The following is a 1236-nucleotide window of genomic DNA, read 5'->3' on the forward strand; positions in this document are numbered from 1 at the left end:
TGAAGTGCCCCCCGAATTTGGGCCAGCGGGAGCTGGAATTTTCCGGGGTTAAAGGCTCAGCTCGGCGGGGGTGCCGATGAGCCGTTCATGAGCGAAATCGGCACCTTGTTGCCGATCGCGCTGTGTGGCCGGAACTCGTTATAGTCTCTACGCCAATCCTCCATCTTCGAGCGTGCGTCGTCAAGGCTCATGAACCAATGAGCGTTCAGGCACTCGGCGCGAAACTTGCCGTTAAATGACTCGATGTAGCTGTTGTCGGTCGGCTTTCCTGGCCGGGAGAAGTCGAGAACGACACCCTTGTGATAAGCCCATAGATCAAGGTCTCGGGAGATGAATTCGCTGCCGTTATCGACACGAATGGACGCCGGATAACCGACTTGCCGGCACACCCGCTCAAGCGTCTGCACCACGTCTTCGCCTCGATAGCTGAAGCGTGCATCGACTGCTGGCGAGAAGCGCGAAAAGGTATCGACCACCGTCAGCACCCGGATCTTGCGCCCGGTGGCCAACTGGTCATGAACGAAATCCATCGCCCAGACGTGATTGGAATGGGTCGGCTCCGTCCGGTCGGCCCGCAGCTTCGCCTTGACCCGACGCTTGGGAACCTTGTTGCGGAGTTGCAGGTCCATCTCCTTGTAAAGACGATAGATCCGCTTCGGATTGACGAGCCAGCCGTCACGCTTGATCAGGACATGCACACGCCTATAGCCGTAGCGCACCCGTGTCTGGCAGATGTCCTTGATCTTCAGCTTCAGTTCGGCCTGCTCGCCGCGCCTGGACTTGTAGACATAAAGCGACCGCTCGACCTTCAACACCGAACATGCACGCCGGATCGAGACCTTCCAGTCTGCCTTGACCGTGTCGACAAGCTTGCGCTTGCGGGCAGGCCTCAGAGCTTTTTTGACAGCACGTCCTGAAGCATGGCCTTGTCCAGCGACAAGTCGGCAACAATCCGCTTCAGCTTCGCGTTCTCCTCCTCAAGCTGCCGCAGCCGCTTCATCTCTGACGGCATCAGGCCGGCATACTTCTTGCGCCAATTGTAGAACGTCGCGTCCGAAATTCCGACCTTACGGCAGACCTCACCGATCGGCGTACCGTCCTCTGCCTGCTTCAATACGAACGCGATCTGTGCTTCCGAAAACTTCGAGGCCTTCATCGAATTCTCCTCTCTTCCCCGCAGGGATCATAAGTGGAAAATTCCAGTTCTAAATGGCCTAATTTAACGGGGGCACGTCA

At 57.4% G+C, this 1236-nt stretch carries 1 protein-coding gene; it reads right to left on the reverse strand.

The window, feature by feature from the left end:
- Nucleotides 1-56: 56 nt before the first annotated feature.
- Nucleotides 57-1156 (reverse strand): IS3 family transposase gene (locus tag ACIQWP_RS31890; RefSeq protein WP_402796495.1). Its coding sequence is split into 2 segments (ribosomal slippage): nt 57-904 and nt 904-1156, totalling 1101 coding nucleotides; the frame shifts between segments, so codons are not numbered across the junction.
- Nucleotides 1157-1236 lie beyond the last annotated feature (80 nt).

Origin of the sequence: Rhizobium sp. NPDC090279 (assembly GCF_044769665.1) — a bacterium.
Taxonomy (GTDB): domain Bacteria; phylum Pseudomonadota; class Alphaproteobacteria; order Rhizobiales; family Rhizobiaceae; genus Rhizobium.